This is a genomic window from Streptomyces sp. NPDC054866, assembly GCF_053610745.1.
Window position 1 is genome coordinate 1 of the sequence record NZ_JBSGZA010000007.1, and the last position, 25,725, is coordinate 25,725.

General features: G+C 68.2%; 29 protein-coding genes and 5 pseudogenes. 15 read left to right on the forward strand and 19 right to left on the reverse strand.

Going from position 1 to position 25,725, the window contains the following annotated elements; all coding sequences use genetic code 11:
* Positions 1–143: 143 nt before the first annotated feature.
* Positions 144–653: a mycothiol transferase gene (locus ACWGI2_RS30875; RefSeq protein ID WP_453698912.1), complete on the forward strand. Its 510-nt coding sequence runs from the start codon at positions 144–146 to the stop codon at positions 651–653.
* Positions 654–835: 182 nt separating this feature from the next.
* Here the strand turns inward: ACWGI2_RS30875 and ACWGI2_RS30880 are convergent, their stop codons facing one another.
* From ACWGI2_RS30880 to ACWGI2_RS30910, 7 genes are all read right to left on the reverse strand, one after another.
* Positions 836–2,053 carry a CoA transferase gene (locus ACWGI2_RS30880; RefSeq protein WP_453699433.1) on the reverse strand — a complete coding sequence of 406 codons (1,218 nt, stop codon included), beginning with the start codon at positions 2,051–2,053 and terminating at the stop codon, positions 836–838.
* A gap of 542 nt (positions 2,054–2,595) precedes the next feature.
* Positions 2,596–3,057 carry a hypothetical protein gene (locus tag ACWGI2_RS30885; protein ID WP_453698913.1) on the reverse strand — a complete coding sequence of 154 codons (462 nt, stop codon included), beginning with the start codon at positions 3,055–3,057 and terminating at the stop codon, positions 2,596–2,598.
* Between the two features lie 278 nt (positions 3,058–3,335).
* A complete protein-coding gene (locus tag ACWGI2_RS30890; protein ID WP_453698915.1) occupies positions 3,336–4,004 on the reverse strand; it encodes an SDR family oxidoreductase in 669 nt (222 codons plus the stop codon).
* A 279-nt stretch (positions 4,005–4,283) separates the two neighbouring features.
* Positions 4,284–4,412 carry a hypothetical protein gene (locus ACWGI2_RS30895; RefSeq protein ID WP_453698916.1) on the reverse strand — a complete coding sequence of 43 codons (129 nt, stop codon included), beginning with the start codon at positions 4,410–4,412 and terminating at the stop codon, positions 4,284–4,286.
* Positions 4,413–4,491: 79 nt separating this feature from the next.
* On the reverse strand, positions 4,492–4,941 hold the full coding sequence (locus ACWGI2_RS30900; RefSeq protein WP_453698917.1) for an SRPBCC family protein: 450 nt from the start codon (positions 4,939–4,941) through the stop codon (positions 4,492–4,494).
* Between the two features lie 122 nt (positions 4,942–5,063).
* Positions 5,064–5,309: a hypothetical protein gene (locus ACWGI2_RS30905; RefSeq protein ID WP_453698918.1), complete on the reverse strand. Its 246-nt coding sequence runs from the start codon at positions 5,307–5,309 to the stop codon at positions 5,064–5,066.
* 692 nt (positions 5,310–6,001) lie between these two features.
* Positions 6,002–6,133 carry a hypothetical protein gene (locus ACWGI2_RS30910; RefSeq protein ID WP_453698920.1) on the reverse strand — a complete coding sequence of 44 codons (132 nt, stop codon included), beginning with the start codon at positions 6,131–6,133 and terminating at the stop codon, positions 6,002–6,004.
* A gap of 56 nt (positions 6,134–6,189) precedes the next feature.
* Here ACWGI2_RS30910 and ACWGI2_RS30915 point away from each other — a divergent pair, with 56 nt between their 5' ends.
* A complete protein-coding gene (locus ACWGI2_RS30915; protein ID WP_453698922.1) occupies positions 6,190–6,618 on the forward strand; it encodes a transposase in 429 nt (142 codons plus the stop codon).
* 66 nt (positions 6,619–6,684) lie between these two features.
* Here ACWGI2_RS30915 and ACWGI2_RS30920 read toward each other — a convergent pair whose 3' ends face one another.
* Positions 6,685–6,906, reverse strand: coding sequence for a hypothetical protein (locus ACWGI2_RS30920; protein WP_453698923.1), 222 nt, complete (start codon positions 6,904–6,906; stop codon positions 6,685–6,687).
* Positions 6,907–7,727: 821 nt separating this feature from the next.
* Between ACWGI2_RS30920 and ACWGI2_RS30925 the strand changes: the two are divergent.
* Positions 7,728–7,979, forward strand: a pseudogene (locus ACWGI2_RS30925) (NACHT N-terminal Helical domain 1-containing protein); the annotation flags it as partial.
* A 31-nt stretch (positions 7,980–8,010) separates the two neighbouring features.
* A complete protein-coding gene (locus ACWGI2_RS30930; protein WP_453698924.1) occupies positions 8,011–8,247 on the forward strand; it encodes an STAS domain-containing protein in 237 nt (78 codons plus the stop codon).
* A 504-nt stretch (positions 8,248–8,751) separates the two neighbouring features.
* Here ACWGI2_RS30930 and ACWGI2_RS30935 read toward each other — a convergent pair.
* Entirely contained in the window at positions 8,752–9,945 is a 1,194-nt protein-coding gene (locus ACWGI2_RS30935) for a hypothetical protein (protein ID WP_453698926.1), read from the reverse strand.
* Between the two features lie 643 nt (positions 9,946–10,588).
* On the opposite strand from ACWGI2_RS30935, the gene ACWGI2_RS30940 reads away from it, so the two are divergent.
* Positions 10,589–10,774, forward strand: a complete 186-nt coding sequence (locus ACWGI2_RS30940) for a hypothetical protein (protein ID WP_453698928.1) — start codon at positions 10,589–10,591, stop codon at positions 10,772–10,774.
* Between the two features lie 594 nt (positions 10,775–11,368).
* Here ACWGI2_RS30940 and ACWGI2_RS30945 read toward each other — a convergent pair.
* On the reverse strand, positions 11,369–12,511 hold the full coding sequence (locus ACWGI2_RS30945; protein WP_453698930.1) for an NAD(P)/FAD-dependent oxidoreductase: 1,143 nt from the start codon (positions 12,509–12,511) through the stop codon (positions 11,369–11,371).
* A gap of 67 nt (positions 12,512–12,578) precedes the next feature.
* Positions 12,579–12,950 carry a hypothetical protein gene (locus ACWGI2_RS30950; RefSeq protein WP_453698932.1) on the reverse strand — a complete coding sequence of 124 codons (372 nt, stop codon included), beginning with the start codon at positions 12,948–12,950 and terminating at the stop codon, positions 12,579–12,581.
* Between ACWGI2_RS30950 and ACWGI2_RS30955 the strand changes: the two genes are divergently transcribed.
* The 3 genes from ACWGI2_RS30955 to ACWGI2_RS30965 all read left to right on the forward strand — a co-directional run bounded on the left by ACWGI2_RS30955 (position 12,945) and on the right by ACWGI2_RS30965 (position 15,239).
* Positions 12,945–13,742 carry a helix-turn-helix domain-containing protein gene (locus ACWGI2_RS30955; RefSeq protein ID WP_453698934.1) on the forward strand — a complete coding sequence of 266 codons (798 nt, stop codon included), beginning with the start codon at positions 12,945–12,947 and terminating at the stop codon, positions 13,740–13,742. The genes ACWGI2_RS30950 and ACWGI2_RS30955 overlap by 6 nt on opposite strands.
* 656 nt (positions 13,743–14,398) lie before the next feature.
* Positions 14,399–14,521 (forward strand): hypothetical protein, encoded by a 123-nt coding sequence (locus tag ACWGI2_RS30960; RefSeq protein WP_453698936.1) that lies wholly within the window; start codon positions 14,399–14,401, stop codon positions 14,519–14,521.
* Positions 14,514–15,239 carry a nucleotidyltransferase domain-containing protein gene (locus tag ACWGI2_RS30965; protein ID WP_453698937.1) on the forward strand — a complete coding sequence of 242 codons (726 nt, stop codon included), beginning with the start codon at positions 14,514–14,516 and terminating at the stop codon, positions 15,237–15,239. The genes ACWGI2_RS30960 and ACWGI2_RS30965 overlap by 8 nt, the downstream gene beginning before the upstream one ends.
* Here the strand turns inward: ACWGI2_RS30965 and ACWGI2_RS30970 are convergent.
* Positions 15,176–15,814, reverse strand: a pseudogene (locus ACWGI2_RS30970) (GNAT family N-acetyltransferase); the annotation flags it as partial. The gene ACWGI2_RS30965 and the pseudogene ACWGI2_RS30970 overlap by 64 nt on opposite strands.
* Here ACWGI2_RS30970 and ACWGI2_RS30975 point away from each other — a divergent pair.
* Together ACWGI2_RS30975 and ACWGI2_RS30980 are read left to right on the forward strand one after the other, a co-directional pair.
* Positions 15,810–16,040 (forward strand): annotated as a pseudogene (locus tag ACWGI2_RS30975) (amino acid ABC transporter permease); the annotation flags it as partial. The pseudogenes ACWGI2_RS30970 and ACWGI2_RS30975 sit on opposite strands and share 5 nt — an antisense overlap.
* Before the next feature lie 64 nt (positions 16,041–16,104).
* Positions 16,105–16,932, forward strand: a pseudogene (locus ACWGI2_RS30980) (IS5 family transposase).
* Between the two features lie 8 nt (positions 16,933–16,940).
* Here the strand turns inward: ACWGI2_RS30980 and ACWGI2_RS30985 are convergent.
* Positions 16,941–17,327, reverse strand: a complete 387-nt coding sequence (locus ACWGI2_RS30985) for a DoxX family protein (protein ID WP_453400539.1) — start codon at positions 17,325–17,327, stop codon at positions 16,941–16,943.
* Positions 17,328–17,480: 153 nt separating this feature from the next.
* Here ACWGI2_RS30985 and ACWGI2_RS30990 point away from each other — a divergent pair, with 153 nt between their 5' ends.
* The 3 genes from ACWGI2_RS30990 (at position 17,481) to ACWGI2_RS31000 (ending at position 18,827) form a co-directional block, all read left to right on the forward strand.
* The gene (locus ACWGI2_RS30990; RefSeq protein ID WP_453400538.1) at positions 17,481–18,071 is read left to right on the forward strand and encodes a TetR/AcrR family transcriptional regulator; all 591 of its coding nucleotides are present in this window, start codon (positions 17,481–17,483) and stop codon (positions 18,069–18,071) included.
* Between the two features lie 3 nt (positions 18,072–18,074).
* Positions 18,075–18,362: a DUF6233 domain-containing protein gene (locus ACWGI2_RS30995; RefSeq protein ID WP_453699434.1), complete on the forward strand. Its 288-nt coding sequence runs from the start codon at positions 18,075–18,077 to the stop codon at positions 18,360–18,362.
* Between the two features lie 93 nt (positions 18,363–18,455).
* Positions 18,456–18,827, forward strand: coding sequence for a hypothetical protein (locus tag ACWGI2_RS31000; protein ID WP_453698938.1), 372 nt, complete (start codon positions 18,456–18,458; stop codon positions 18,825–18,827).
* A 496-nt stretch (positions 18,828–19,323) separates the two neighbouring features.
* On the opposite strand, the pseudogene ACWGI2_RS31005 reads toward ACWGI2_RS31000, so the two are convergent.
* The 4 genes and pseudogenes from ACWGI2_RS31005 to ACWGI2_RS31020 form a co-directional block, all read right to left on the reverse strand.
* A pseudogene (locus ACWGI2_RS31005) lies at positions 19,324–19,557 on the reverse strand (hypothetical protein); the annotation flags it as partial.
* A gap of 51 nt (positions 19,558–19,608) precedes the next feature.
* The gene (locus tag ACWGI2_RS31010) at positions 19,609–20,376 is read right to left on the reverse strand and encodes an ABC transporter permease (protein WP_453698939.1); all 768 of its coding nucleotides are present in this window, start codon (positions 20,374–20,376) and stop codon (positions 19,609–19,611) included.
* A complete protein-coding gene (locus ACWGI2_RS31015; protein WP_453698940.1) occupies positions 20,366–21,349 on the reverse strand; it encodes an ATP-binding cassette domain-containing protein in 984 nt (327 codons plus the stop codon). The genes ACWGI2_RS31010 and ACWGI2_RS31015 overlap by 11 nt, the downstream gene beginning before the upstream one ends.
* A gap of 79 nt (positions 21,350–21,428) precedes the next feature.
* Complete coding sequence (locus ACWGI2_RS31020) at positions 21,429–22,313, reverse strand: siderophore-interacting protein (RefSeq protein ID WP_453698941.1); 885 nt, start codon at positions 22,311–22,313, stop codon at positions 21,429–21,431.
* A gap of 115 nt (positions 22,314–22,428) precedes the next feature.
* Between ACWGI2_RS31020 and ACWGI2_RS31025 the strand changes: the two genes are divergently transcribed.
* Positions 22,429–23,283 carry a TetR/AcrR family transcriptional regulator gene (locus ACWGI2_RS31025; RefSeq protein WP_453698942.1) on the forward strand — a complete coding sequence of 285 codons (855 nt, stop codon included), beginning with the start codon at positions 22,429–22,431 and terminating at the stop codon, positions 23,281–23,283.
* 226 nt (positions 23,284–23,509) lie between these two features.
* Positions 23,510–24,157 carry an LmbU family transcriptional regulator gene (locus ACWGI2_RS31030; RefSeq protein WP_453400450.1) on the forward strand — a complete coding sequence of 216 codons (648 nt, stop codon included), beginning with the start codon at positions 23,510–23,512 and terminating at the stop codon, positions 24,155–24,157.
* Between the two features lie 188 nt (positions 24,158–24,345).
* Here ACWGI2_RS31030 and ACWGI2_RS31035 read toward each other — a convergent pair whose 3' ends face one another.
* On the reverse strand, positions 24,346–24,621 hold the full coding sequence (locus ACWGI2_RS31035; protein ID WP_453698943.1) for a hypothetical protein: 276 nt from the start codon (positions 24,619–24,621) through the stop codon (positions 24,346–24,348).
* A gap of 26 nt (positions 24,622–24,647) precedes the next feature.
* Positions 24,648–25,688 carry a 3-hydroxy-D-kynurenine methyltransferase AcmL gene (acmL, locus tag ACWGI2_RS31040; protein WP_453400448.1) on the reverse strand — a complete coding sequence of 347 codons (1,041 nt, stop codon included), beginning with the start codon at positions 25,686–25,688 and terminating at the stop codon, positions 24,648–24,650.
* Positions 25,689–25,725 lie beyond the last annotated feature (37 nt).

Consider the following 25,725-nt stretch of genomic DNA (forward strand, 5'->3'; position numbering starts at 1 on the left):
CGTGCCACTGCTTGTTTTGAGGCAACTTTCCGAGACGCTCCAGGGAGTTCAGTCGTCACTCACAGTGCACGGATCACAGAAGCTGAGCCAGAACCACCTCTTCTATTCAGGCGTGTTCCCGGCCCAGCGGCGACTATGGATGGATGAACCCTGCAGAGATGTTGGCGGACGCGTTCAATCGCGTCCAGGAGGCAGTGCACGCTGCCATCGACGGGCTTTCGCCCGAGGAGCTCGCATTCCGTCCGGACGACAAGGCCAATTCGATCGTCTGGCTGGTGTGGCATCTCACCCGCATTCAGGACGATCACATCGCTGACGCAGCGGGCCTGGACCAGGTGTGGACCACCCAGGACTGGTACGGCCAGTTCCGACTACCGCTCGGCGAGGAGGAAACAGGGTATGGGCACACCGCCAAGCAGGTGGCATCGATCGGTGGCGTCTCCGCCGCCCAGTTGCGCGGCTATTACGACGCCGTCCACGAACAGACCCTCTCCTTCGTGCGGGCGCTCGACGAAGCGGCGCTCAACCGCGTCGTCGACGAGCGATGGACGCCGCACGTCACACTCGGCGTCCGGTTGGTCAGCGTCATCTCCGACGATCTGCAGCACACGGGCCAGGCCGCATACGTCCGGGGCCTGCTGCAGCGCCGTTGACACACGGTCACCCGCGCAGCCCAATCCACAGGCGTACAGGACCGGACTCAGTCACACCCTCGACTCACTGCGCTCCGGCGGCGGCGACATGATCCTGCCGCGGTTCAGGCTCTTGCCGGAAGGGGGTCCAGCCGAGGCGAGACCAAAAGCCACAACGGCTCGGCCGTGCCCCTTGCTCCCGTTCAGGCCCAGTTCGGCAGATCGGTGCCCCACTGGGTCGGTGCATGGTTCCAGTTCGCGGGTGCGCCGTTGTAGTGGACCGGGGGCAGGGCATGACGCAGCAGTCCGTAGGGCGATTCGGTCTCGGTGAGCCAGGATCCGGGGTCGTAGGTGTCGGCTTCGCCCTGTGCGGGGGTGGGGCGGATGTCGTGCAGCAGCCAGGACGCTGTGCCTGCCAGGGAGAGGCGAAGATGACGCCCACCGCCGGTGGCCTGGCGGTCGCTCAGTGCACGGAGGACGGCGGCGGCGAGCAGGTACCCGGTTCCGTGGTCCAGCGCCTGTGCGGGCAGTACACCGGGGCGGCCGTCGGCCGTGGCCTCGATCGCGGCGATACCGGTACCGGCTTGGACCAGGCTGTCGAAGCCGCGACGCTCGGCCCAGGGGCCGGACCAGCCCCAGGCGCACAGTTGAGCCACGATCAGGCCGGGGTACCGCTCCAGGAGCGCGTCGGGGGTCAGTCCGTGCCGGTCCAGGGCACCGGGGCGGTAGCCGGTCACCACGACATCTGCCTGGCTGAGAAGGTCCTCGAAGGTGTGCCGGTCGCCAGGGGTGCTGAGGTCCAGCAACGTGGAGCGTTTACCCACACCGGTATCGGCGTGGGTATCTGCGTCCTCGGGGAGCTGGGGCGCGTCCACGCGCAGCACGTCGGCGCCCAGCAACGCCAGTGTGCGTGTGGCGACGGGTCCGGCGATGACGCGGGTCAGGTCCAGAACCCGCACCCCTTGGGCCGGTACGGACGCGGGCGCCAGTAGCCGAGGGCTGCTCTGACCCACGTGCCGCGTCTCGACCAGGGCGGGCCCGGCCGCAGCGGGTGCGGAAGCCACGGCCACGGCCAGGCCGCCCGCGGCGTAGATGGTCTCCTGGGCCTCCCCGGCCGGACGCGATGCCAACTCCTTCGAGAGCACACCCCCCAGCGCCTGGTCCCCTCCTGTGTCCGCGATACCCAGGGCGCTGAGCAGCCGGGCTCGATGGTGAGGGTAGTTGGCGTGGGCGCGAACCCAGCCGTCGGCCGCCTGCCAGAACCCGGACAGCGGAGCAAAGGACGTCGGGGCCCGGCCGTCGATTCGCAGGTGGCGTTCACTGACGAACGCGGTGGCCACCGCCGCCTCGTTCACCCGCACCGCAGGCACCGGCACGCGGTTGCGCAGCGCCAGCAGTTCCGCCGCCGCCAGCGAGGACACTCCGACGCTGGCCCGCGCCAGTTCCCTCACCGGCAGACGCGACGGCAGGACAGCGCCCGCCCCCTCGAAGCACACACTCTGAACCAGTTGGCTCCGGCCCCCCAGAGCCGCCCAGGCGTGTGCGGTGGCCGCATCCTCGGTATACGTCATCCGCTCATTGTGGGGCGCAACCCAGGGTGACGCTGCTGGCGGGCGTCTTGGCTGGCCCCTTGAAGGATCCGCAACGTAATCGACTACAGAAATTGATCCCGTGATATCCACTGCCGACCGGCAGTCGGCGTCGAAGCCTCCCTGATCGCCCGCTCGGAGTGATCAGTCGTACTGGAGAAACGACCCAACAGTGGCAGGCCAAGCCATGCGCACCCTGCCTCTCGTGGCGGGCTCTACGCACCGCGCCGCTTCGCCGTCGTCTTGTTCCCGGCAGTTGCAGAAGAACGACACGACACAACCACCCACCAGGCAAAAGCCACCCTGAAGCGCCTGTCGCCAACCACCGCAACTCACAGTCTCCCATCAGGCATCGAGGTGCCGATGCGTAGCACTCAGGCAGTCGTCGCCAGGTTGTCTGCGCGGAGCGTGAAGGCCCGCATGACGAATATCGTCTCCATCGCGCACAGCGCCACGCCGAGGGTGACGTGCGCGGGGAGCGAGCTCGCCAGGCCCAGCGCGGTCTGTGTGAACGTGGCTGCCAGGATGCCGATGGCGGCCTTCAGCGGCCATGTCAGCCAGCGGTTGCTGCGCCATAACAGGACGGCTGCCACGACCTGGAGGAACACCAGGAGCTCGAAGAGGTAGGCGTTGACGCCGTGCGGGTCGATGGAGTCGACGTCGCCGTTCAGCAGCATCCCGGCGAGCAGACCCTGCACCAGGGTCTCAAGACAGGCGACGGCGGACACAACCCGCAGCAGCCTGAGCGCGCCACGGCCGTTCACCACCCGGGCCGTCACGACCGCATTGCCCGCCCCGGCTTGGGAAGGCTCACTCCGGGAAGAGGTGTCATGCATTGAAGTCCTCATTTCTTTCGATCAGGTAGCCATGCGTCATGTACGGGCGGCCGGACGTGCTGTGAGTGGTTTACTCCCGGCGCTCTCGACCTCGTGCTCAACGCCCCCGTGCTCTGGTGATTCGGTACGTCGTCGCGGCGCTCTCCCTGCGCGCGCCGAGGACCGCCCGATCTGCCCGACCTGGTCAGGACTGGGTGCCGAGCCATTCTCGGAAGGTGGAGCCGGCGAGCTTGGCATGTGGGCCGGGCAGGAACCCGCCGACCGCCGCAGTCTCGGTGTCAGGCATGCCGGAGCTGTCGGTCGCGAGCACCTTGATGCCTCGGCGGGCACCGATAAGTTCGGCCGCCTCGGACAGGGGCTCCCTGCGGGGCCGGCGATCTCGGAGATCGGTTCTCCGAGGGTCGGCTGCGCGGCATCGGGGTCGTCGGCCAGGTCGACCAGCGTTTCTGCCACAGTGCGGCAAGCCACGAGCTGGGGAGGCAAGGCGGGGATGTCGGCGACGTCGCCTGCTGCCAGTCCAGGAGTTGGCCGACGAATTCGTGGAACTGCGCAGCCCGCGGGAAGCGGGCGGGCAGGGGGCCGGACAGGTTTGCTTCCTCGTGTACCTGCTGGGCAGCGAGGAATCCGGCAGTGGCCATGTCCGCGTCGATGATCGACACGGCGACGATCCGGTCGGCTCCCGCACGCCGGCCTGCCTCGCACGGATTACCGGTGGCCGTACGGAAGAACTCCGTGGCGGCCTCCCTGTCGGAGGCGTGCCATGACGCGACGTCGATGATGACATCGACACCGGTGAGCGCCTCGGCCAAGCCCGCACCGGTGATCACGTCCACGCTGGTAGCGCGGGACATCGGCACGACCTGGTGTCCCCGTTCGGTGAGGACGTCCACGACGTAGCGTTCCAGCCGTCCGGTTGCTCCTGCCACGGCGAATGTGCTGCTGCTCATGTTCCATGCCCTTCTGAGGTATCGGGGCGTCTGAGTGGTACGCCGACGAACGGAACTACGGTGCGTACGCGGCGTCCTGACGCACACAGGACGCGGGGCCCGCGTCGTCTGTAACAGTCGCAACTGTGTGACCTAGGACATGCTTCGCGGCTGTTACGCGACAGCGTCACCCGACGTCCAGTGCACGGACCATGGCTGGGCATGGCGGGAAGCGAACAGGCGGGAGCCGGGTATGAGCGAGCAGAGCAGAAGGACCGCGAACACACTCGAGCCGCCGCGTCACACCGCCCGGGCCATGGCAAGCGTGCCGTTGGAGGTCCGCATGGCAAACAGGGTGGCCCCAGCGGCGGCGAGCTCGATGTGCCCGGTGGCGACGAGCTTGCCCAGTACGGTCCACGCGGTGATCATCGCCAGGCTGGAGAGTGCGTCTCCGGCGAGCCGTACCTGCAGGGCACGCAGCGCGGCGGACAGCGCCTGGCCCGGCCACTCAGTCGAAAGTGCTGGCCAGGTAGGCGTTGCGGGTTCTGATGAGGTGGGGCATATACCGGCTCAGGAGGAGTCTGTCGACGATGCGTCCGACAGGCCCCAGCGGTGAGGCGAAGTCGATGACGTCCCTCATGATGGTGCCGCCGGCGCCATCCGGCTCGAAGTAGTGGGCGTGACGCCATCGCTTGAAGGGTCCGGACTCCTGCTCGTCCACAAAACATCGAGGCCGGTCGTAGGAGGTGATGCGGGCCTTGAGCCGCCAGGACAGGCCGAGATGGCGAGCCTGGAAAGTCACCGTATCGCCGAGCACCAGCTCTCCCCGGGTCTTGCCGCCAACGGCTCGCTCCGACGATTCGGCCATCGAGCGGGTGTGCACCTCGACGTTCAGGCATACCGCGAACACCTGGTGCGGGGGCGCGGCGACGGCTGTCACGACCTCGAAACGATGCACAACCCCACCCTAGACGCAGGGTAATTCGGGCCCTTGCCCGGGCCGAACGCACGTCTCATACCAGGCTCGGAGGCGGCTCTCCAGGGTCGCGCGAGGCGGCGGCTCGCCCCCGACGCCCTCGGCTACAACGACATGACACCCGCACCTCGGCGGCCTGAAGGACTGCAGCCCGCCACCCAGCGGGCCCGCCCGCTGGAGGAGGTCTCGGTGAGGCTGACGATCGAGTCGCCGAAGACGTACTCGGTGTAGGGCACGCTGTGCTCGTGGAGCGCTCGGGCCAGGTCTCCGCGGAGCACCTCTATCTCACCGCCGGCGAAATCGGCCGGCAGGTCCAGACGTGTGCGGCCGCGTTCATCAACAAAGCGCATCGGGCTGCCGTCGGTAATGCCACGGCTGTACCGATGTTCCCCGCGGCCGTAGTGCCACCGCGGTTCTGCATCCGACGTCCTCGTCCACGACTTCCCGTCGTTTTTGTTGTGAGGAGCGCCGAGGCAGGCTGCTTGAGGTACTGGAGGGGTGGGCCAGCGCCCATTCGGCCGGTCCCGGCCACCGGCGACGTACAGACGGCTCTACGGTGGGTAGGCAGTCTGGGCGGCGTCGAGGGCTTGGTGGTCAAACCGAACCTCCCCTATGTCGCGGGCCGTTCCTCGGGCTGGCTGAAGCCGGGCGCACGCATACAGCGAGGCCGCCGTGCTCGGTGTCAGCGGCCGGACCCCGGCCACTCAGTGCCTGGTGCTCGGCCTGCCCCGGGGCGATGGTCGGATGCGGGCAGTGGGCGTGAGCCTGCCGCTGACGCAGGCGGTCCGCCGCGAGCTGGCGCCCTTGCTGCAGCCCATCGGCTAGGACCTGGCCGGACTGCGCGGCGCCGCCCCGGTCAGCTACCCGCCGCTCAGCGCGAGCGTGGTCGTGGAAATCGAGGCCGCCAGGAACGACCGGCCTCGGTGGGCTCAGCCCAGTTTCCAGCGAGGTGTGTTCACGAGCGAGAGTGTGGAACCTTGGGAAACCGCGACGCTTCGCTGGAAGCGGCGGGCCTGTTCGCGCTGGCTGCGCACGAAGGACATCAGGCGCGGGCAGGAGGCGCATAGGTGATGCCGACGTCTCCGGCGGAGATCGCGGCGGGTGCCACGACCTTCCAGACCGCTCCGGGAACGCCCGCTCGGGGGTCCTCGTAGGCGTCGTTGAGGAGATCCATGGTCAGTTCCACGGATTTGCCGTCCGGCCCCTGAGATCAAAGGGCGCAAGCGGCACTTGATCACCGAGACTTTGGGGCTCGTGCTGGCCGTCCTGGTTACCGCCGCGAACGTGCACGACACCGCCGGTGACAAGCTCCTCCTCGATGACCTGGCCGCATCCCATCCACGCCTGTCCAAAGTCTGGGCCGACGGTGGCTACCAGAGCAGCATCTTCAACCATGGCGCCATGCACGGCATCGACGTGGAGGTCGTGCAGCGGCCGCGGACCAAGGGCTTCGAGCCGCTCCCGAAGCGGTGGGTGATCGAGCGGACCTTCGGCTGGCTGATGCAACACCGCCGCCTGGCACGGGACTACGAGGCTCTGCCGCAGCGATCCCGCACGATGATCCACTGGGCCATGGCTAACAAACTGGCCCGCGAATTGACGGGAGAATCCACACCAACCTGGCGAATCGAAACAGACAACCCACCTACATCGGCGTGAAGACCGATCAGATGCCCGCCCTCTCAGCCCAGCTGCTGGTCACGCTACGGGAACAACCCGACTGAATCAGGCATCTTCGGCGCCCAGCACCCGCCGCACTGCCTGCTGGGCAACGTAGAAGTCCGCGTCAGAAACCCCAGGATCGTCCTCAACTTGGTCGAGCCACTCCGAGATCTCCTCAGCCGTCCACAGGTCGAACCCCTTTGGGATATCCAGCGTCGTAGTACTCGAGCGCAGTTCCTCGGCAGCAGCAGCTTCCGTCACGCTGCGTGTACTCACTTCGATCATCGTGACTCTCCCTTCGGAGCTGATGGGGTTACGGACGGGCGACCCTGCCAGAGGCGTCCCGGGGATGTCCAACTCGTCACTCTTGCGTTCGCTCGTCGCCGTACTGCACGACGGCTGCATGTGAGCACATCCCCGTCCCAGTGACGAAGGTTCGCCACCCGTGAGCCAGGCACAGAAGCCGACCTGAGCCACGATGTCGTTCAGCGCGCACCCCAGCGAGAGACCGATACGACGGGCGGCTCCCTCCCCTTTCCCTACATCACAGAATGCGCCAGCGGACGTGAAAGTCCCCGCAGCGAAGCCCTCAACGCGGCGCTCGCCTTCCTCCAGGCTGTCTGGGGCGTGGTGACCCTTCCGGGCGTTCGTGGTGATCATGCGGAGTTCACGGATACTGGCCAGCGTTTGGTATCCGGGCCAGCTGACGACGTCCCAGCCATACGTGTCGGCGAACTCCCGTGCCGCCCACGGACGACTCCGGTGCGGATGACGCCCGTTCGATGCTCGGAAATCTCTTCCAGGGGCTCGCGGAGGGGGTAAAGGAGGGCGAGGCGGAGCAGCACGAGGAGGCGGAAGGTTGTCGTACGCCGGCGGCTCGGCAACCCGTTCGGATCGCCCCGGCACCACGACGCTCGGGCCCGACCTTGGCACAGTTCCTGCGCAGCCAGGCTCCCGGGATCCTCGCGGGGACTTTCTCCCACATCCACACCGTGTTTGCTGCGGCGCCTCCCCCGGCGCTTCGCTGCCCCCCTTTGGCGGTGGCTGCCAGGACATCGGGCATAGGCCAACACCGCCTGGCCCAGCCCTTGGCCTACGCTCGGTACATGGTCGATCCGGTGATCGTCGGGGTCCATGTCGCATCGAGCCCCGTCGCGCCCCTGGTACGGAAGCCATTCGTAGAGGAGGGAGCGGGGGCCGGCCCGGCGGAGCGGTCGGCACGGATTTCCGCGCTGGTGTCGTTCAGGCGAGAAAAGCCAGGGATCACCCCGAAGGACATCGAGAAGGTCGCGGATGAGCTGGTGCAGCGGGCTCTGAAGGCCGAGAGGCCAGGCAAGCGCCCTGTGGACGCCACGGAAGCCGTCGCCGCTGGACACCGACACCACGCTCGTGTTGGTCGAGGCCATCGTGCAGGTGGCATCCCTCCGTCACGACCACCGTCGGCTACGCCTGGACCTGTCCGCACTCACCTACTGCAACAACGCAGGCGTGTTCACGCTGCTGGGCATCTGCCAAGCACTGGACGCCGTCGGCATAACGGTCTCCATCCCCTGGTCCGGACCCATCACCGACCGAGCCATCGCACAAGCCGGCCTGCAACACCGGCTGCCCCTGCAGGCCGCCTGAGGCACCCCCTGGCCGGCCCGGTCAAGCCACATCACGAGCGGTGGCGACTTCTTCATCTTCTTCGAAGGCCGCGGCAGCCGCGATGGGCCCATCCAGCCATGACCGTAGGTCATCCGTCTGGCCCATCTGGTCCGCCTAGCTGCCCAAGTGCGCTCGCCCGTCGGGGTGCAGCTACCCACAGAACGCCGGTCAACGCAGCAGGAAGCCGTGACGTCGCCAGCATCGTTCTCAGGGTGCGGCGGCCGTGGGGTCCGCTGTTCCAGCCGTGCGGTGGTGTTCGGAGTTGATGCGCTGGGCCCGTGAGGCGGGTGCCTTGCGGGGCACCGAGAGGACGTGTCCCGCAAGGCGTTCGCGGCTGCGCCCGGGGGCAGCTGGGAGTACCGCCTGTGGCCGCAGCGGGTTGCCACACCGCGGCGATGACGGAGCCCACGGCGCGGCCAGTATCGTGACCGGGGCCACTGCCGTGGGCGCGACACGACGCTCAAACACCCCCGGTCTCACGCGTCAGGCCTCTACCCATTGGTGGAGGGTGTCGCTGGTGTATTGGACCTCTTCCATCAGGCGCGTGGCCTCGACGACCAGGACGCCGTAGGGACGACTCGGATCGGCCAGAGGCAGCAACTGTGCTTCGGCTTCGTCGGCAACTTCCCGGCGGCGAGCCTGCGCGTCGCGGGTCAGTTCGGCCAACTGCTGCGCCTGCCCGTTCAGATGCGTCTCGTCCAGGGTGCTCAGCGCGAGGGCGATCTCGGAGATCGCTTCGAGGAAGACCGCATACCGGGCCAGGAAGTGCCGGTAGTCGTAGTCCTTCTCCTCCTGGCGCCACTGGTCCAGACTCCGCGTCAGCGAGGCCAGCTGATACAGCGTCCGCTCCAGGGCGTTGAGCACCGTCTCGTATCCGCCGAAGGTGAAGGGCCCGCGATGGCGCCGCAGCAGCCGCCGGGGGTTGTAGTGGACGCTTTCCTTGGCGGTGTTCAGCCCGGCCCTGGCCTGCGAGATCAGCTGGTCCGTCTGGGCGGCGCGCTCGCGCCACCGCGTGATGGTGTCTTCCTGGGGCGCGCCGTCCCGCAGGGCGGGATGCATCTGTGCGGTCAGTTCGTGCAGGGCACGGGCGAGGATGCGGACGCTGTGCTCGGCGCTGCGGTAGCGCAGTGGCGGAAGAATGAGGACGTTGACTGCGGTGCCGATGGCGCAGCCGATGAGGACCAGGAGCACGATCTGTCCCAGCTGCGTGACGCGGGTCAGATTGTCGGTGGTGCTGCTGTAGGTGGAGAACGCGAAGAACGCGGCGGTGGCCACCTGCGGGCCCTGCACCCCCAGCATTCGTGAGCGGCCGATCGACAGAGCGATGACCGCCACCAGCACGAAGGTCAGCAGATCCGGTCCGGCGAGGAACCCCAACGCGGCCTGCACGGCCACCCCCGCCGCGACGGCGCCGACGTAGCGCAGGGACTGCAGCACGGACTGGTAGACCGTGACATACATGATCATCACTGCGGAGAACGGGGCGAACGCCGGCGACTGCGCGTCCAGCACGGAGAAGGAGACCACCCAGGCGAGTGTGGCCGCCAGCGTGCTCTTGCCGATCAGCAGCAGGGTGTCGCGCTCAGGCCCCGCGTAACCAAAGGCCCTGCCCCACCACTGCCCCACGCGCACCAGCCAACCCGGCAATCCCTCAGCATCCGCCCCGCCCACCGCCATGCGCGACCACTCTCTTCCCGGATCTGAAGACACTTCGGCCCCGGGTGCAGTACCACGACACAAGCAACCCAAGCCCGAGACATCGGCGAGATAGCTCGATCAGCGGGCCTGGCGCTCCCACGGCGCCGGGCAGCCGCGCCGTCGGCGCATGCGAGCACAGGATGATCTGCACCGGATTGCCGGACACCCCGAGACGCCCAGGACTTCGCACTGCTACCAGCCCGGCCCGACCGACTCACCACCTCCCATCTCCCTGCCCAGGCCTGGCCTGGATGGCCAAGTCCATCCGCAGCCGTCGTGCAGGGGGTCACCACATCCTTCAGTTCGGCAGTCAACGAAGGGCGCATCACCACGTGAAACCCCAGAAAAGAACCTGGGAGGGGCGGGCCGGCGTCCCTCTGCTCCGGCAACGAGTCGTACTGATCGCACACCTTCGTCGCCACTATCCAGGTTCCAACCCACCTGCCCCGCCGTGATCTCCGTCCACGCAATTCTTGCCAGAGCCCCGAATCCACAGCTCAGCGACATGCTTGGCGCTTTAGCCCTTGCCGTCCAACTAGTCTGTGATTCACGGTTGTTGGGAGCCTTTTGGCACAGGGACAGGTTCGCGCCTTCTGTTCCTTCCACTCGAAGGAGGACCATCATGCCGCTTATTGCCCTCGCCGCCTTCGCCCTCGTCATCAGCTTTGAGCGACTCATCCAAGGCAAGCTCAACCCTATGGGCCTCCTCGCCCTCATCATCCTGGTCATCGGTTTCAAGACGAAGAGACCCTTCGTGACCTGCCTTGGGGCCTGCAGTCTCGCGCTGCTGTTCGTTGACAGCTTCTGACGTAAAGCGGGTCGCAGCCAGCGCCGGTGTCCCGCTCCTGCGCCACCGAGTCATCCTGATCGCCCACCTACGCCGCCGCGAGGCGGGCACGCCCTCAAGGCACCATGGTGATCACAGGCTACGAAAACCTTGCCAGAGCCGAGTTCAGCTGTGCGCCGACACCGAGGGCCTTGTGGAAGTAGGACCCCAGAGCGGTCGGCGGGACAGGCCGGGTCCGTGCCTCCGCTGCAAAGAGTTGCGGGCCCGGTGCCTTGAATCCCGGCCATATGTGAATGCCGACGTCGACCTGGATGTCCTCATGCACGATGACGGGCTCGCCGGTGGCACTCAGCTCCGCGCTGCCCTCCAAGGTGGTAGAGGTGGGAGTTCAGCTGCTCAGCATGGCAGCGGACCACCCGCCGGGGGGGAAGTCGTTCAGGAACCGGTCGGTTCCTGAACGGCACAGAGACATCGTGCACCTCATCGCTGTGGGGGTTGTCGGCGTACGGCTTCGGCTCCCCAGCCGCGTACAGGGAACGTCCCCAGGTGCTGGTACGCGTTCGTGAGCGGACCTCGTGAGGTCGCAAGAACGTCTGCGGTGGTCGGATTGGCTGCTCAGGAATCCGACTCATCACTGCCCGACTCGCCGCGCCCTGCGGAACGTACCGTGCTTCGCACGACAACCTCCTTGAAAGCCGCCGCAGCGCGTCCTGTCAGGACGAACCTGCGCGGGCGGTCGTCGGCATGGGTGAACTGGACGACACCATCACGCCTGCCAAGGCTGATGTTGGTGAAGGCGTAACCGATCCGAACGGGCCCGGGTTCCCTGCCTGTCAGCCGAGCCGCGACGACATCGGCTACGCCTCGGCCCATGTGCAGGGCTGTCTGGCAGGACATCCGGCACGGTGCCCCGCTCACCGACACCCCGGCCGCCGCGTCGCCGACGGCGTACACCTCGGGGTGCGAGACCGAGCGCAGGGTGGCGTCGACGAGCATCCGGCCGCTCTCATCCGTGGCGAACCCCGCCGCGCGAGCCAGCTCCGGCGCACGGAACCCGGTGGTCCATACAACGGCGTCAGCGGCGAACGACGCGCCATCGCGGAGGTCCAAGCCGTCCTCGCGCACTGCGGCGACGACTGTCTTCGGATGAAGCGAGACATCCAGTCGCTCGAGAGCACGCCGCAGGTGGGTCCGGACTCGCGGCGTGAGCCCGGACCCAACGTCATCGGCATCGGTGAACAGCCGGACTCGCAGCTCGGGGTAACTCTCGGCCAGCTCCGAGGCAGTTTCCAGACCGGTCAGCCCTCCGCCGACCACCGCAACAGTGCCGCCCGGCGCGATCCCGGCAACCCTGTGCCGCAATCGCGTCGCCTGCTCAAGGGCGGCGACGGTGTACGCATGCCCGACTGCCCCCGGGGCATCGTCGAGCCGCGCCCCGCTGCCCACCGCATACACCAGGGTGTCGTAGCCGATCGCTCCGGGCGCGAGGTCCAGACACACGGTCCGGTCAGTGGTGTCGATCGAGGTCACGCGTCCGACGACCAGTTGGATCGATGTACCGCTGAGCTGCTGACGCAACGACGGCGCCGCCCATCTGTGCCCGGCGGCCAGCTGATGGAGCCGGACCCGTTCCACGAACCGGTCTGAGGCATTGATCAGTGTGATGGTGACATCGCTGCGGCGCAGCTTGCGGGCGAGGCGCTTGGCCGCCAACAGACCGGCGTAACCGGCGCCCACGACGACGAGGCGATGGCTCATGGCATGACTTCCTCTGGGAGGATGGGCGGCTTCGGTGCCACCTTGGACAATTGGCCGCACATCGGTGTCAGACCGCGGATCTTGCCACCGCGACTGCCCAGGCGATGTACAGCACGTTCACCACCAGCCGAGCCACCGCGCCGGCCGGCCGTTCCAGCAGCCGGGGCCGGTCCGGCCGCGCGCGTCGCAGCGCGTCCACGTGGGACACCAGGTAACAGCCGATCAGGACGGCGGCGGCCCAGCCTCCGGTCGGCCGGCTGCACGGAACCAGCACCAGCGCGCCCACCACGACCTCCGCCGCCCCCGTGACGGCCACGAGGAACCTCTCCCGGCGGAGCCAGACGGGCACCAGTATGCGGAAGTAGCCAGGGGCCAGGAAATGCATGACCCCCGTGACGATCAGGAACACCGCCAAGGCGGCGGCAGCGATAGCGTGCATGGCACGATGATCCATTCACCTCGCGCCTGGGCACTTGAACAAAACGATCGCCGCATCGTCTTCGCCTCCGGCTCCAAGGCGACGATGTTCGCCGAATCCCGCCCGTTCCGCGTTGCCCCACACCAGCTGCCCGCGTGGAAAGCCGTGCTGCCGATCGGCGGCCACGCCGAACTCCTCCAGGAGGGACGGCCCATGGTGACGGCGCCCGGGCTGATCGTTCCGCCCCAGCTGGCTCACAGCTGTGCGGCGACCTCGCCCTACATCGCCCTGTTCATCGACTCCTGGCTGCTGCCCTCCTGCCCGGAACCGATACGGCTCGATGCCGGCGAGGTCCGCCGCCTGCTCGCCGCGCTCGGGCCCACCGATTGCGACGGCCCCGGCACCGGTGTGGACCTGGCCGCCGTATACACCGAGCTGCGGGCACTCGCCGGATACCCGCCCCCGCTCGATCCGAGAGTCGCTCACGCCGTCCATCTGTGCACGTTTCGCGATCCGGACATGCCCATCACCTCCATTGCCAGCGAGGTCGGCCTATCGGCCCCTCGGCTGCGCGCCCTGGTCCGGCAGGATGTGGGCATTGCGCTGATCCGCTTGCGCCGATGGGGCCGGCTCCGCGCCGCGATCGCAGATCTGCCGGATTCGACTGCCGCCCTGGCCGCAGCCACCGCTGGCTTCGCCGACCAGGCCCACTTCACCCGTACGGCGCGGGACTTCATAGGGCGTACGCCTGCCTCTCTACGGCGCACTGAAGCGCAGGCGGCCCTTGCCGGCCCGACATGTCCCGTCCCCTGAGAGATCTGGTGGCCCCGGGCCTTCCCTCAGGTACTCAACCGGCTTCAGGGCGGGGGACGTATCGCTGTACCGGACTGGCCGCGTTCAGGTGTACGCCGACAGGGGTTTGTTCGCGGCCATGGGGTGCACGGGACAGGCTGGAAGTGTGTCTGCATCATCTGGGCTGACCGTGCTGCTTGTGGGACAAGACCAGGCTGCTGTCGAGGTCGACCTGGGAGTGTTCACTGCGGCTGGAGGGCCAGCATGGGGCGGCCTTCTATCTGGCATGCCGATGTTCTCTGGCGGTTGCGATGCAGCAGAGCGGTCAGGCCCGGCTCTGCGTGCCCGGTGGGCAAGAGCGGACAGTCCGTCCGGCGGGCAGGCCACGCCTGAATCACCAGGGCCAACTGTTGGTGGCGTTCATCGGCGAGGGGACAGACCCGTCCGACTGACCCGACCGCTCCCGGTCCTCCTCGAGGAACTGGCCCGTCGGCCGGTGGAGGGTTGGGCCGCAAACTCGCCCCGCCGACGGCTCTTCCCTGGGCCCGGCCCGGCGGACACATCTCCGCGGTCGTCCTCGCGCGCCGCCTCGCGGCACGCCAGATCCCGGTCCGCCAGACCTGCACGACCGCACTGATCGAACTCGCGCAGGACCTGCCGCGGCGATCCTCGCGCCCATGCTCGGCCTGCATGTCATCACCGCCCAGCAATGGCGCCACCGCGCCGCCAACCACTGGACCGCCTATCTCGAAGCCCGGCCGACAGATCCGCATGCTGGCAAGATGAGCGCCCATGAATGATCAAGAAGCCGTTGAAACACACGCTCTCCGTGTGGTCACCGAGCTCTTTCCCGATGCCCTGGGCGCCATACTCGGAGGCTCCGCCGCTCAGGGGCGTGCCACAGCGACCAGCGATCTGGATGTGGCCGTGCTCCTTCCCGACTCGGACATCAGCCGACGGGAGGTAATCCGTCACCAGGGCCGCATCATCGAGCTGTTCCTCAACACCCTCGCGGACATACCGGAGTTCTTCGCCTGGGACCGAGCCCGGCGCCGCGGGACCGTCCTGTTCGTCTACGACCAGGGTCTGCCCCTGGCAGACCCGCACGGACATGTGGCCCATGCGTGCCAGCTGGCCCGGGATGTCCTCGCTTCAGGGCCTCCGCCCCTCAGCACAGCCGAGTGGGAACACGGTCGCTACGTTCTGACCTGCTTCCTGGACGACCTGACCGACACCTCAGCCGGCAACCGGTACGAACAGCTTTCCCTCGCCGACCAAGTGCTGCGTCAGGCAGCAGACTTGCTCACCGCCCACCATGGCGGCTGGACAGGTATCGGCAAATGGCTTCCCCGCCGGCTGCTCAGTGCAGACCCGGTCCTGGGCAAAGCACTGTTGGATGGGCACCAGGCCGTAGCCGAGCACGCCGACCCTCGACTCTTGGCCACTGCGGTGAATCAGGTGCTCGACCTGCTGGGCGGACCACTGCTTGAGGGTTTCTCCCACCCCTGGCGAGCCTGAGTTGCTTCTGATGCGCCCCAGGAGAAGTCGTACCCGGCCCAGTCCGTAACCGGGACGTATCCGATTCGCTGGTAGAGGGCGTTGCTGGCACGGTTGGCAGGGTCCGCGAACAGCACGACGTCCGTCGCTCCTGCGGCCAGCGCGGCTCGGCTCACCTCGACCGTCACGGCTCCCGCCTAGCCGCACCCCCGAAGGTGAGCCGGGGTGTACACCGGGTCAACCCGGACCATGCCTGCAACCATCGACGTCGTGGCGGCCATGGAGACGGGTGTGCCGTCCGGAGTCTGCCAGAACGTGAAGTGCCTGTCCGCGAAGCGCGAGCCGGCCCAGGACTCGATGTCCACAGCGGGGGTCTTTCCGACTGCGTCGACGAACTCAGCTACCCAGCAGACGAGTTGCTCATGATCCTGATCGCCCACAGAGCGACTGCGGCCCTCCGAAAGCGGCTCAGGCGGGGTGATCGTGCCGAGACGGTAGAGACGGATCCGCTGGCTGAGTGTCGGTACCGCGCCTGTGCGCCGCTGCCACGCCTCGGCGGAAGCGGTAGCGGTGCACTGGTCCGCGCTGATCCTGGGCGGCGAAATGCTGACCTTTGGTGAACTCCTCCAGCAGGTACGGCTGATCTCTGCGAACTACGGAGCCAACACCATCGCCTCCCTCACCGTCGTCGCCCTGCTCTTCATCACCCTCAATGCCCTGCTCACCTCGCTCGCAGTACGCATCGAGCGACGCGTGAGGCGCGGCAGGAAGGGCACCGGCGCTGTCGTGTCGAGCGCCGCACAGACAAGCACACCCGCATAACTGGCTCTAACAAAAGCGGTTGATCATGTGACTGTGGGCTTGTTGGCTCGCTGGTCTGATTAGGTTGAACCGTCAGCCGCGCCCCTGGATCGTGTCGGACGAACTGTGGTCGCTCATCGGGCCGTTACTGCCCAAGCCCGCTCCGAAGCAGGTTGAGGGCAGACCGCGGGTGCCGGACCGGCAAGCTCTGTGCGGGATCCTCTTCGTCCTGCACACCGGCATCCAATGGGGTAGCTGCCCCAGGAGTTGGGGCCTTGGCTCGGGAATGACCTGCTGGCGTCGCCTGGCAGCCTGGAACGAGGCGGGCGTCTGGGACGAGTTGCACGCGGTGCTGCTGGAGAAGCTGCGGTCGAAGAACCAGCTGGACTGGTCCCGGGCGGTGATCGACTCCTCGCATGTGCGAGCGGCCCGGCGGGGCCCAAAAGCGGGCCCAGCCCGGTCGACTGAGCACGGCCGGGCAGCAAGCACCACCTCATCGTCGACGGCCAGGGAATCCCGCTCGCGGTGTCGCTGACCGGCGGAAACCGCAATGACGTCACGCAGTTGCTGCCCCTGCTGGACAAGATTCCGGCAGTGGCGGGCGTCGTCGGCCGCCCGAGGCGCAGACCCGATGCGCCGCTCGCCGACCGCCTACGACCACGACCACGACAAGTACCGTCGGCTGCTCTGGCAGCGCGGCATTGGCCCGGTGATCGCCGAACGAGGCGTCGAACACGGCTCTGGACCGGGCGTTTTCCGTTGAGTTGTAGAGCGCATGACCGCCTGGCTGCACGGCTTTCGACGGCTGTGGATCTGCTGGGAGCGACGCTACGACAACCACGAGGCCTTCCTCGGCCTCGCCACCTGCCTGATCACCCACCGGCACGTCCAACGTCTTTGTCAGGACCTCTAGGGGCCCGCTCAGTGGGCGAAGGACTCGGGGCCGAAGCGTCCCCACGCGAGGAAACCGGCAAGGGCGACATATATCAGGTCCACGGCCATGAACTTGAGCTCATTGCGCCGGATGCGTGTGGCCACAGCACCGACCATAAGGGTCATCAAACCGAGGGCGGCCATCGGCACCAGAATCGGCGCGATGTCGAGCGCGGCGGGAAGGATCAGACCCACCGCGGCCAGGACCTCGACGGCTCCGATGGCCTTCACGCCACCGCTGCTGAAGTCTTCAACCCATCGCGAACTCGCCCCGAAGGCGGCGATCCTCTCCCTCGTGAGGAACAACTTGCCGCCGCCGCCGAACAAGTAGGCGGCCGCGAGCAGCCCGGCGACAACCCACAGGGCAGTGTTCATGACGATTCTCCTGATTCCATGGCGGGCCCCGGCAGTCCTGAGGGCAGCGTCGAGACCTGGATCGGCACGACTCGTGCCGTTGACAGGCTGAATCGTGCATGTACCCGCCCCAGCCTGTCAACGGCACGCCCTGTGCCGATATACGATGGAGGCATGCCTGACAGGCCCGACACCCCACGACGCCGCGGAGCAGTACGCACCGAGGAACTGCTCAGCGTGACGATCGATATGGCCGCCCGGGACGGCTATGCCGGCCTGAGCATCGAGGCGCTCGCCCGCCGGGCAGGCGTGGGCAAGCACACGGTTTATCGCCGCTGGCCGTCCAAATCCGCCCTGATCTTCGATGCGCTCAGCCATGTATGGACCACTGACCTGGACTACCGCGATACCGGGGATGTCCGCGCGGACCTACGCGAACAGTTCCTGCGCTCCACCGCAGCGCTCGGCGAGCCACCTCTCGGACCGCTCTACCGTGCTGTGATCGCCGAAGCGCAGGCCGATCCCGACCTGCGGGCAGAACTGCACCAACGCTTCCTGTCTACCGTCGAACAGCGCACCTTCGAACGCATCACGCGCGCGCAGCGCACCGGCGAACTGGCCGCTGACGCGGACCTGGCCTTCCCCACCGAAGTCCTGTGCGGCGCCCTCTACTACCGCTACCTGCTCTCGAACCGGCCCGTCGGCACAGCCGAGGTCGACGCGCTGATCGAGATGTTCCTCGCTGCGTACGGAACCCGCAATTGAGACCTGCCAGGCAACGCACCGAGCACCGCAGCCTGCAAGAGGCGCCGGGCGCAACTGCGGACCGAGGTTCGAGCCCTGGGCGGGGCGAACGCCGAGGCTGTGTTGCGCAGGCTGATCCCGATTGTTCGCGGTTGGGCGGCCTACTACCTGGCGGTGGCGTCCACGAACCACATGGCGGGGACGCGGTCGCGCGGCGTCACGCGCGAGCAGGCATGGCGCGGACTCACGGTCAACCAGATCAAAGCGTGCCCGCACTGCCGCCCCGACACGGAGTTCGGCGTGCTGGACTAACCCTGTTTCGGCTGGGGCCGAAAGATGTGGCGACCCCGCTCGCTACTGGGCAGCATCGCCTGCACTGGCCCGAGACGAGACGACGAGAGAACCATGACGATCAAAAAGATGCTGGCCCGTACCGCGGCTGTCGCGGTGATCGCAGCGGGCGGCCTCGCGGTGGGGGCATCTGCAGCGACGACGGAAGACGACGGCCCGCCCGGCGGTGGACTGGCTCCGATGGGTGAGAACACTGGTGCCCCTGGTGGTGGCTTGGCGCCCATGGGCGATGGTCATGGCTCACCAGGCGCCGGCCTCGCGCCGATGCTGGATTGGGAAGGCGCCGATCAGTCTCCGGGCAGCGACCGGCTGGCGGCCACACAGAACGACGGCGCCCCGGGCGGCGGCCTCGCGGCGCAAGAGAGCGCCGGCTCACCCGGCGGCGAGCTTGCCCCCAAGCAGATCAACGCGGTGGGGGACGAGTAGCCAGGCAGGAGACGAAGGTCGCGCCACTACGAACGCCGACACGCAGCGACTAGGACGTGCCTGCCCCTGTGCGCCGTAGCACCCTGGATCTATGAGTGCGCCGATAGTCGTTCACCCGCCGGTTCCGGTGGTCGGAGGGCGACGGTGCGCGGGCGGATACTCGGCCTCGCGCATTCCGATCGCGACGTGAAGCGGTTCATCGCCTCCCGCTGACCGTCAACCATCACCTGAACCCGTCAAGCCACAACCGAGGCACCGTCAAGAAAGTCTCAAGACCAACTGATCAAGCATCTCTCCGGGCCTCACATACGGGGAGTTCCGCACGGAAGTTGGCAAGCCGTGCCCTCCATGCCGCACCTGGCTGCGTACTTCGCGCCGATCGCCACAGCAGACAACTGCCGCCCTCTCACCCAGCCGTCGGCGCGGGCACGGCTGTCGGAGTACTGAGCAAGGTGCTCAGGTAAGTACGGATGAACGTTCACGTGTACGCCCCCGGGAAGGTACGGACGAAGGCACGGAAGGTCTCGTTGAGCTGCCGCTGGGCCTCGGCCGTGAGGGTGTCGAACGCCAGGGACGACTTGCCCGAGCCGGAGACACCGGTGAAGACGGTCAGGTGCTGTCCCGGGATCTGAAGCGAGACGTTCTTGAGGTTGTTCCCCCTGGCACCGGTCACCTTGATGGCGTCGGTCCTCACGTGTGCTCCTTGGTGGTGCGGGTGGGCTCCCCCCACCGGGGGATGTAAGGGGGAGCCCGGTCTCGGGTGGGCCTGCGGGCGGTGCCGTCAGGCGTTCTCCTTGCGGAAGGTCCGCGTGCCCCACAGCAGGGCGAGGACGGCCATGACCAGCAGCACGAGGGAGCCGGTCAGCAGCCCCGTGGCGCTCATGTCCCCCCGGAACGCCGCGCGTTCGGCGTCGACCACATGGGTCAGGGGGTTGATCCGGGCCAGGTTGTACAGCCAGCCTGGGGCCAGTTGCTCGGAGATCGGCAGCAGCACCCCGGACAGCAGCAGAAGCGGCAGGAGCACGGCGTTCATCAGCGCGGGGAACGCGGCCTCGCTCTTGAGGACCATCGCCAGTGCGTACGATCCCGAGGACAGCGTGATGGCCAGGACCGCGGCGATCGCCAGGCTGAGCAGCAGCCCGGTCAGTGAGGCGTCGAGGTCGAAGACGAGTAGCGTCACCAGCACGATCAGTACGGACTGCGCGGTGGCCTGCACGGCCTGGGCCAGGACCTTGCCGAACAGCAGGGCGGCCCTGCTCGCGGGCGTGCCGCGGAAGCGGTCGACGACGCCGACCCGGTACTCGGTGAGCAGCCCTACCCCGGCGAAGGAGCCGCTGAACAGTGCCGTCTGGACGATCAGGGCCGGGGTGAGGACCTCCCAGGCGCCGCCGGGCGGGAAACCTGGGGTGTGGTCGACCACGGACACCATGAGGGGTCCGAAGAGGAACAGGTACAGCAGCGGCTGCATGATCCCGATGAGCAGCCAGGTCGGGCTGCGCAGCGCGAGCTTCATGTCCCGCACGAAGATCAGTTGGGTGTCACGCAGCATGGGCGGCCTCCCTGACCTGGGGCGCGGGGTCGTCGTCCCGCAGGGAGCGTCCGGTCACGCCGAGGAACACGTCGTCGAGTGTGGGCCGGTTGACCTTGACCGAGACCATGGTGATCCCCCGGCCGTCGAGGGTGCGCAGCAGTTCCGGCAGGGCGGCGTCGCCGCGGGGCACCCGGAAGCGCACCGTGTCGCCGTCAACGCTCACCTCGGTCGCGCCGGGCAGCCGCCCGGCGACGTCGGCCGCCTCCGCGACCTGGTCGGTCACCTCGATGGTGATCGCGTCGCCGGCGACCCGGGCCTTGAGTGCGTCGGGGGTTCCCTCGGCGACGATCGTGCCGTGGTCGGTGACCAGGATCCGGTCGCACAGCGCGTCCGCCTCGTCGAGGTAGTGCGTGGTGAGGAAGACGGTCGTGCCCTGCTCGGAGCGCAGGCGGCGGACGTGGTCCCAGAGGTTGGCCCGGCTCTGCGGATCGAGCCCGGTGGTGGGCTCGTCGAGGAAGACGAGCATCGGTTCGTGGACCAGTCCGAGAGCGATGTCGAGCCGACGGCGCTGACCGCCGGAGAGCGTCTTGACGGGGCGCTGGTCCAGGCCGGCGAGGTCGAGCCGCTCGGCGAGCAGGGCCCCGCGCCGTTTGGCCTCGGACCGGGACAGGCCGTAGAGCCGGGCCTGGAGTTCGATCTCCTCGGCGACTCTGGACTCGGGCCAGGTGGCGCCGCCCTGGTGGACGCAGCCGATCCTGCGCCGGACGCCCTGGGGGTCCGTCAGCAGGTCGCAGTCGGCCACGGTGCCGGTTCCGCCGGTGGGGCGCAGCAGGGTCGTGAGCATCCGTAAGGTCGTGGTCTTGCCCGCTCCGTTGGGGCCGAGGAAACCGACCACCTCCCCGGGCGCCACGTCGAAGTCGATGCCTTTGACCGCTTCGACACTTTGGCCGCGCACGGTGAACCGGCGGGCGAGACCTCGTACTGTGATCATGAAATCCTTCTCTCGGCCCGGCAGTCGTCCGGCCGACTCGCGGCGCCCGGCCGGGATGCCGGCTCCGGCGCGCGGCTCGTCAGGACTGGCCATCGGCCGCCGCCTGGTACTCGGCGAGGCGCTCCTGCGCCTCGGCCATGTCGTCGGCGGTCGGGGCGTCGTCCTGGGTGAGCTTGACGCGCCAGTAGCCGCTGAAGTCGATCGCGCGCTTGTCGAGCCCCCTGTCGTTGACCAGGTGGCGCCGCAGGGTCCGGACGCCGCCTGCCTCGCCGGCCAGCCAGGCGAAGGGGCGCCCGGGCGGGAACTCGGCGCCGCGGACGGCGTCGATCAGGGCTTCGCTGCGGCCGGCCTGGGTTCCGTCGCGGTGCAGCCAGTGCAGGGTGACGTCGCCCGCCGTCTGGAAGGTCTGCTGCTCGGCGCGGTCGGCGACCTCGATGTAGACCTGGGCGCGGGTCCGCTCGGGCAGGGCCTCCAGCAGGGTGCCGATGGCGGGCAGTGCCGTCTCGTCGCCGACGAGCAGCAGCCAGTCGGCGGAAGCGATCGAGTCCGTCAGGGAGACCGGTCCGGCGTAGAGCGCGGAGGGGCCGACCATGCCGAGCCGGTCGCCGGGGCGGGCGGCGCCGGCCCAGGCGCTGGCCGGGCCGCTGTCGCCGTGCAGGACGAAGTCGACCTCGACGGTGTTCGTCCCGGGCACGCGCCGGCGGAGGGTGAAGCTGCGCATCCAGGGCCGCTCGTCCTCCGGAATGGCCAGAAATGCCTGGTACCAGCCCGTCGCGTCGTCGCTCTGCTCCGGCAGGACGGGCCGCTCCTGGCCGGGCCGGGGGAAGCAGAGCTTGAGCTGCTGGTCCGGGGTCAGGCCGACGGAGTCGTCGAGGTGGTCGGCCTCGAACGTCACGCGGGCCATCCGCGGTGTGATGCGTGTGATGTCGGTGACCTGGATGAACGTGACGGGGAGCTCTGCCATCGAAAACCTTCCACGAACGTACGGGCAGACCGGGGCAGGTGGCCGCCCAGCTGATATCCTTACAGCGTAAAGAGTTGCGCCGGTGAGGTTACTTTATGCAGTAAGGAGTTGCAAGGTGGTTGTTTTCGCCGGACAGGGCGATGCCCGCCGGTCCATGTCCCTGCTCTGGCGATCGGCCGAATCCGGGGGGCCGGCTCGCAAACCCGGATCCAAACCCGGTCCCAAACCCGGACTCGACGTGGACACGATCGTGGCCGCGGGTATCGCGGTGGCGGACGAACAGGGAATGACGGCCCTGTCCATGCGGGCGGTCGGGACCCAGCTCGGGCGGACCGCCATGGCCCTCTACACGTACGTGCCGAGCAAGAGCGAACTGGTCGACCTCATGCACGACCAGGCGCTGGCCGAACTGCCCACGGAGTACGACACGAGCGCGGGGTGGCGGCCGGCAGCCATCGACTGGGCCGACGACGCCTGGGCGTTCTATCTGCGCCACCCCTGGGTCCTCCAGGTCTCGCAGGCCCGACCCGTACTCGGGCCGAACGAGTACGCGCGGCTGGAAACGGTGGTGCGGATCCTGGGTGGAATCGGCCTGCAACCCCTGCACGCAAAACGGGTCATCGCGGTGTTGTCCCAGTTCGTGCGGGGTATGGCCATCGTCGCGACGGAACACCGGCAGGCGGCGCCGCAGACCGGGGTGCCCGACGAGGAGTGGTGGGCCCAGCGGTCCGCGCTGCTCGCGGAGTTCGCGCCCGACTTCACCGAACGCTTCCCCGCCCTCGCGGCCCTGGAATCGACCGCGAGTCTCGCCGCCATGACCGAGGCGGAGGCGGGCGGCGCCGCGTCACACATGGAACAGGAGGCGAAGGAGGCGTTCCGGGTGGGCCTGGACCTACTCCTCGACAGCGTCGAGGCGGCGGCGCGGACGGACTCCGACGGCACGCTCCACGCCTCGCCCGGCACCCCCTGACGGGGTCGTGCGGGCTCGGGCGGGCCCGCACGATTCGACCCCTACCGCACTCCCGAAGCGGTCAGTATCGAAGCCGATTGCACCCCAACCGGCCATCTCCGGCCGAAAATATTCATTGACGGTATCTCGGACGGTGACTACCGTTTTTAGAGCTTGCGCCCTTAACGGCTCGAGGGCGCGATGAATGGTGCGAGATACATCACGCCCCGATTTCAGGAGAAAGCCGGTGCAGCACATAGCAAAGCACGACCGGAGTGACCGTCAATTACCAGTCGGCCGCCGAGCGACCGAGGCGGCCCGCCCTCGCAGACCCAGCGAGCAGGAACGAATCTTCACCACCCGGGTCGGCCTCAAGATACCCACCAGCCTCACGTACGACCGATGGGAGAAGGCCGGGCAGCACATCTTCCAGATCGCCGACTCCTCCGCCTGGTGCCTGGGCGACTGGCTCGTCTACGGCCAGGACCGCTACGCAGACCGCTACCAGACCGGAGTCCAGGCCGCGGGCCTCGACTACCAGACACTGCGCAACTACGCGTGGGTGGCACGCCACTTCGAGCTCTGGCGTCGGCGCGAGACACTGAGCTTCGGCCACCACGCCGAGGTCGCCTCCCTGCCGCCGGCGGAGGCCGACACCTGGCTCGACCAGGCGGAGCAGCACGGCTGGTCACGGAACCAGCTCCGACTGCGGCTACGGGAGGGCCGCAGAGGAAACCGGCCGACCAGACCCGCGCAGGCCAGCCAGCTCCGGATCAGCGCCCCCTGTGACCGTGTCCAGCGCTGGCGGGAGGCCGCGTCGAGGGGAGACCGCGACTTCGAGGAGTGGGTCCGGCTGGCGCTCGACCGTGCCACCGCGCACGAGCTCGGCCATTGACGCCCCCGCGGCAGGTCACCCAGGCCGCGCTGTCCCGCCCCGCCCAGGCCATCGCCGTGGGGCACGACCCACCTGACATCTGACGACGACGCAACTCCCGCCACCCCCCCCCAGGGCTGAGGGCTCCACAGTGCGGACTGTGGAGCCCTCAGTGCTGCGCTCACCTCATGGTCCGAAGAGTGCTGTGGTCACTTCAGGTGCCGAGCAGCAGGCGCAACGCGTTCAGCCGCCAACTGCCGGGCAGCCGGGCGCGTTCCAGCTCCCGGCGCGCCGGGACGTGGGAAGGGGTGTTGACGAACCGGAGTGCCGTCGACGAAACGGCCGCGGACGACCGGGCCCCGCTCGCGCAGCCGACCGTAACCGCCGAAGGGGTCGGCGAGCAGGTCGGGGTCCATCAGGTGCGGGCCGGCGGGGTACGCCGCTCCCCCACCGGCCGACGGGGCGTCCTGGAACGTGGAAGACATGATCGGCTCCGGTACCCGCTGGGGCGTCACTTGACCGCGCTGATCACGCCGTGCGGCGTCCACCGGCCGCCGGGCAGCCGCTCGGGCTTCACGAACCCGGCCGCGGCGAACCACTCCTCGTACTGGCCCCACCGGTAGATCGTGCTGCTGGCAGCCGGCAGCGTCGCGAAGTACACGTTGTCCAGGGCCGCGTACAGCGGGCCGTCCCCGCTGTCGTCGGACATGGCGTTGAACACCAGCACCCGCCCGCCGTCCGGCAGCGCCGCGTGCGCCTTGCGCAGCAGCCGTATGTTCTCCTGCGGTGACCAGATCACGAGCTGGTTGGCGAAGAGCACGCAGTCGTGGCCTGTCGGGTAGGTGTCGGCGAAGATGTCCGCGGCCCGCACGGAGATCCGGTCGGACAGACCGTGCTCGGCGACCTTCTTGCGGGCGATCTCCACCGTGCCGGGCAGGTCCAGCACGGTGAACTCCACGCCGGGGTTGGCCTGGGCGAGGGCGATGGCGTTGACGCCGTCGCCGCCGCCCACGTCGAGCACGCGCCGCACTCCGGTGAGGTCGGCCTTCTCGACCAGCACGGGGTTGGACAGCCGGGACCAGGACCGCATGCAGCGGTAGAACAGCTGCTCCAGCTCGGGGTCCGCGGACAGCCGGTGGTAGAGGTCCTCCCCCGTGCCCTTGATCCGTCGCAGGCCGACGTTGGTGTTCTCGCGCAGCGACGCGATGAAGTCCACCTCGGCGGGCCGGACGATCCGCTCCTCGTACTCGACGAGATCCTCGATGATCTCCCAAGTACCCTCCGCGAAGAGGCCGTTCAGCACGTCGGCATTCTCGTAACCGCCGCCCTGACGCACCGTCAGTCCGAGGGCGGTGGTGCCGAGCAGCAGGATCTGTACCGGCCGCTCCTCCAGGTCGAGTTCCCGGCCGATCTCCGGCGGGGTCAGGCCCGGTCGCCGGTGCAGCAGGGTGAACAGGCCCAGGTCGCTGCCCGCGCGGAGCATCTGGAAGGCCGAGGAGCCGAACAGGATCTGTACCAGTCCGTCGGTGGTGAGCGGGGATGCGTGAGCCATGGGCCCTCCGAATCGGCTGAGGTGGAGAGGGTGGTGT